The organism is Mesorhizobium sp. M7A.F.Ca.CA.002.09.1.1 (assembly GCF_003998555.1).
In the GTDB taxonomy this organism is placed as follows: domain Bacteria; phylum Pseudomonadota; class Alphaproteobacteria; order Rhizobiales; family Rhizobiaceae; genus Mesorhizobium; species Mesorhizobium ciceri.
This window is the reverse complement of the sequence record NZ_RZRR01000453.1, coordinates 1-4,448: the sequence shown is the minus strand read 5'-3', so window position 1 is coordinate 4,448 and position 4,448 is coordinate 1. Positions and strand designations below refer to the sequence as shown.

General features: G+C 59.5%; 5 protein-coding genes and 2 pseudogenes. All 7 read left to right on the top strand.

Annotation, left to right across the window (positions count from 1 at the left end; genetic code table 11):
* Positions 1-178, top strand: a pseudogene (locus tag EN994_RS36195) (VOC family protein); the annotation flags it as partial.
* Positions 175-1,020, top strand: a complete 846-nt coding sequence (gene kdsA, locus EN994_RS19480) for a 3-deoxy-8-phosphooctulonate synthase (protein WP_063168052.1) — start codon at positions 175-177, stop codon at positions 1,018-1,020. The pseudogene EN994_RS36195 and the gene kdsA, both read left to right, overlap by 4 nt.
* Before the next feature lie 96 nt (positions 1,021-1,116).
* Positions 1,117-1,320: a dodecin family protein gene (locus EN994_RS19475; protein WP_013531476.1), complete on the top strand. Its 204-nt coding sequence runs from the start codon at positions 1,117-1,119 to the stop codon at positions 1,318-1,320.
* An 86-nt stretch (positions 1,321-1,406) separates the two neighbouring features.
* Positions 1,407-1,772, top strand: coding sequence for a PRC-barrel domain-containing protein (locus tag EN994_RS19470; RefSeq protein ID WP_024505095.1), 366 nt, complete (start codon positions 1,407-1,409; stop codon positions 1,770-1,772).
* A 376-nt stretch (positions 1,773-2,148) separates the two neighbouring features.
* Positions 2,149-3,423 carry a phosphopyruvate hydratase gene (gene eno / locus EN994_RS19460; RefSeq protein WP_013531479.1) on the top strand — a complete coding sequence of 425 codons (1,275 nt, stop codon included), beginning with the start codon at positions 2,149-2,151 and terminating at the stop codon, positions 3,421-3,423.
* Between the two features lie 276 nt (positions 3,424-3,699).
* Positions 3,700-4,023, top strand: a complete 324-nt coding sequence (locus EN994_RS19455; protein WP_027038975.1) for a septum formation initiator family protein — start codon at positions 3,700-3,702, stop codon at positions 4,021-4,023.
* 194 nt (positions 4,024-4,217) lie between these two features.
* Positions 4,218-4,448, top strand: a pseudogene (locus EN994_RS19450) (pyruvate dehydrogenase (acetyl-transferring) E1 component subunit alpha); the annotation flags it as partial.

Below are 4,448 nucleotides of genomic sequence, written 5' to 3'. Positions count from 1 at the left end.
ATTGGGCGCGCCGACAGATCTACGCTTCGCAGCGGTGGTCTTTTCGGTTCGGAACGCCAATGTGACATCGAGGCTGCTTGCGGCCAATTCCATCCAACACGATATAGCGGGCAATGATATTGTCGTGCAGCCTGCACCCGGACAGGGCGCGGCTTTCATCTTCCGGGAGACCAAATGAACAAGCCCGTCGCGCCCAATTCAGCGGTAATTGTCGGCAATGTCGTCTTCGACAACAAGGCGGCTCTGTCGCTGATCGCCGGCCCGTGCCAGTTCGAGTCGCGTCAGCACGCTTTCGACATGGCCGGCGCGCTGAAGGAACTGACCGGCAGGCTCGGAATAGGCCTCGTCTACAAGACCAGCTACGACAAGGCCAACCGCACCTCGCTGTCGGCGACGCGCGGCGCCGGCATGGACGCGGCACTTCCCGTCTTCGACGAACTGCGCAAGGAATTTTCGCTCCCGGTGCTGACCGATGTCCACACCGAGGAGCAGTGCGCCATCGTGGCGCCGCATGTCGATGTCCTGCAGATTCCGGCTTTCCTGTCGCGCCAGACCGACATGCTGGTCGCCGCGGCGAAAACCGGCAAGGTCATCAACGTGAAGAAGGGACAGTTCCTTGCCCCCTGGGACATGAAGAACGTCGTCGCCAAGATCACCGGATCCGGCAATGCCAATGTGCTGACCACCGAGCGCGGTGCTTCTTTCGGCTACAACACGCTGGTCTCCGACATGCGCGCTTTGCCTGTCATGGCAGAGATCGGCGCGCCGGTGATCTTCGATGCGACCCATTCGGTGCAGCAGCCGGGCGGGCAGGGCGGTTCCTCGGGCGGTGAACGTCGTTTTGTCGAGACGCTGGCGCGCGCGGCCGTCGCTGTCGGCGTTGCCGGCGTCTTCATCGAGACCCATCAGGATCCTGGCAACTCGACCTCTTCCGACGGCCCCAACATGCTGCCGTTGAAGGACATGCCCGCTCTACTCGAGCGGCTGATGGCATTCGACCGCATCGCCAAGGGTCTCTAGGCCGGACAATATCCTCTGTCGACCGCCGATGCTTGTGGACGGCGCAAGCCGCCTGTACGCTCTACCGGCAAATGAGCGTTTTGGCAGGAGGAAGCCATGTCTGTCGCCCGCGTCACCGAAATCACATCGTCGTCGAAGAAGAGCTTTCAGGACGCCATCGAACAGGGAATTGCGCGCGCATCCAAAACGCTGAAGAACGTCGAGGGCGCCTGGATCCAGGACCAGAAGATCGTCGTCCAGGACGGCAAGATCGTTGCTTATCGCGTCAACATGAAGGTTACCTTCATCCTCGCGGAGTGATCGGTCGACGCCGAAAAAGTCGGGAACCTTCGCCCGCGCCCCTCATTGTCCAATTATGGTTCGAAACCACAATGAGGAGCACAATCATGGCAACCCAGACTGGCCACACCCAAGCCATTGCCGCTTCGCGGGTCATCGGCACATCGGTCTACAACACCGAAGGCACAAGCATCGGCAGCATAGAGGATGTGATGCTCGACAAGATGACGAACGGGATCATGTTCGCGGTCATCGGTTTTGGCGGCTTCCTTGGCATCGGCGAGAAATATCACGCCATTCCCTGGGCAAGCCTCGACTATGATGAGGACAAGGGCGGTTATGTCGTGCCGTTTTCCAAGGAACAACTCATGGCGGCACCGGCCTATTCGATCAACGAACTGACCGGTGCCGATGGCGAGGCGGCGCGCGACGAATCCTACAATTATTACAAGGTCACGCCTTACTGGCATTAACAACAACGACAAAGCGGCCCCGTCGAGAGAGACGGGGCCGCTTTGGATTCCGGCTTATTCGCTGACGTGTAAGGGGGCCATCGCCTTCGGCGGCGACTGCTGATTGTCGCATGACGTCAGGAATGCCGCCGCGATCAGAAACAGACTCACGATACCGCTCAACTGAGACATGGCGAAACTCCTCCTGTTTCGCCCCGCGCGCTGCACCTTAACCGGAAGTCAGCCGACCGTACATGACTTATGATGACAGCGATTTGCGCTTCGTGAATCGTTCGGACGCTGTTGCCGCGGCAACAATTGCCAGCGGGCCGATTGCCTTTTGCAGCACTTTGGCTAAGACGTGCGGCATTCTTCAGATCAATCGAGGACATCGCAAATGACCGCCATCGTCGACATTGTCGGGCGTGAAATCCTGGACAGCCGTGGAAATCCGACCGTCGAGGTCGATGTCATTCTCGAAGACGGCTCGATGGGCCGCGCGGCGGTGCCGTCGGGTGCTTCGACCGGTGCCCACGAGGCCGTCGAACTGCGCGACGGCGGCGCCCGCTATCTCGGCAAAGGCGTGCTCAAAGCCGTCGAGGCGGTGAACGGCGAGCTGTTCGAGGCCATCGGCGGCATGGAAGCCGAAAACCAGATTCATATCGACCAGACCATGATCGAGCTCGACGGCACGCCCAACAAGAGCCGGCTTGGCGCCAACGCCATTCTCGGCGTTTCGCTGGCGGTGGCCAAGGCGGCCGCTGATGCCGCCGGCCTGCCGCTCTACCGTTATGTCGGAGGCACCAAGGCGCATCTCCTGCCGGTACCGATGATGAACATCATCAATGGCGGCGCGCATGCCGACAACCCGATCGATTTCCAGGAATTCATGATCCTGCCGATCGGCGCGCCGACGCTGCGCGAAGGTGTCCGCTGGGGTTCGGAAATCTTCCATACGCTGCGCAAGAAACTGAAGGATGCCGGCCACAACACCAATGTCGGCGACGAGGGCGGCTTTGCCCCGAACCTGAAAAGCGCTCCGGTGGCGCTCGATTTCATCATGGAATCGATCGAGCAGGCCGGCTTCAAGCCGGGCGACGAGATCGCGCTCGGCCTCGATTGCGCCGCGACCGAGTTCTTCAAGGACGGCAACTACGTCTATGAAGGCGAGAAAAAGACGCGCGATCCCAAGGCCCAGGCCAAATACCTGGCCAAGCTTGCCGCCGACTATCCGATCATCTCGATCGAGGACGGTCTTGCCGAGGACGATTGGGAAGGCTGGAAGTACCTGACCGACCTGATCGGCAAGAAGACGCAGCTGGTTGGCGACGATTTGTTCGTCACCAACACGGCGCGGCTGCGCGACGGCATCCGCATGGGGGTTGCCAACTCGATCCTGGTTAAGGTCAACCAGATCGGCTCGCTTACGGAAACGCTCGACGCCGTCGAGACCGCGCACAAGGCCGGCTACACCGCCGTGATGTCGCACCGCTCGGGCGAAACCGAGGATTCGACCATTGCCGATCTCGCCGTCGCCACCAATTGCGGACAGATCAAGACCGGCTCGCTGTCGCGCTCGGACCGCATGGCCAAGTACAATCAGCTGATCCGCATCGAGGAAGAGCTCGGCAAGCAGGCAAGCTACGCCGGCAAGTCGGTGGTCAAGGGCTGATCCGGAAACACCGGCTCATCGATACCGGACAAAAGGGCGGGAGCATTCCCGCCCTTTTTCGTTTCGGCGCCGCCAAACAGGTCACCCGTAACCGTCCGTTAAGCACAATCGGGCGAGAAAGATCGTGAGCCGCCTGAGTTCGCGGGCTAGAGCCGGATGATCTCAGGTCTGTTCGACCTGAAATCTGAATCCGACTCTAAATCAAAGAGATAGAGCATGATGTCGTCCGAAAACCGCTTCACACTTTTCGGCATCATGCTCTAGAGGAATCGGGCGATGTGGACGCGTCAGCACAAGCAGAGAAACACCGGCCGGCTGATCATTCCCTCGCTTTGCGTGGCGTTCCTGGCCTATTTCGGCTTTCATGCCTATCACGGCGAATTCGGTATCTACTCGAAATATCAGCTGGAAGCCCAGACGGTTGCGCTGCAAGGCCAGCTCGATGCGATCAAGGCGCGCCGCATGGAGCTCGAGCGCCGCGTTCGGCTGATGCATGAAGGCACGCTCGAGAAGGACATGCTCGATGAGCAGGCGCGCAAGGCGCTCAATCTGTCCCAAGCTGACGAAATCACCATTATGTTGCCGACCTCGGCGAAATAACTGATTTCAAGTTAATCACCAATATTTTCAATGATTTTAATCGCTTAGGCGCATGCCAGCTATGCAAATTCGGCATGGCGCAACGCTTTGACGCGTGTTAGCCTCCCTAAAATCGGTGGGGAGGAGCTGATCTCCCCAGAGCAGATTTCATCCTGCTCTAATGTCCACGAAGAGACGCCAACAGGGAGTGATGCATGGCCACCGCCGCCAGAAAAGCGCCTGCCAAATCCAAATCCGACGGCAAATCGGGGCTTTCGACCCCCAAACCTGTCGAATTCACCAAGGACGAAGAGCTTGCCGCTTACCGGCACATGCTGCTCATCCGTCGTTTCGAGGAAAAGGCCGGCCAGCTCTACGGCATGGGTTTCATCGGCGGCTTCTGCCACCTCTATATCGGCCAGGAAGCGGTCGTCACCGGCATGAAG

Coding starts and splice junctions, on each gene's coding strand:
- EN994_RS19470 (WP_024505095.1), top strand. CDS start 1,407: ATGGCAACCCAGACTGGCCACACCCAAGCCATTGCCGCTTCGCGGGTC.
- kdsA (WP_063168052.1), top strand. CDS start 175: ATGAACAAGCCCGTCGCGCCCAATTCAGCGGTAATTGTCGGCAATGTC.
- eno (WP_013531479.1), top strand. CDS start 2,149: ATGACCGCCATCGTCGACATTGTCGGGCGTGAAATCCTGGACAGCCGT.
- EN994_RS19475 (WP_013531476.1), top strand. CDS start 1,117: ATGTCTGTCGCCCGCGTCACCGAAATCACATCGTCGTCGAAGAAGAGC.
- EN994_RS19455 (WP_027038975.1), top strand. CDS start 3,700: ATGTGGACGCGTCAGCACAAGCAGAGAAACACCGGCCGGCTGATCATT.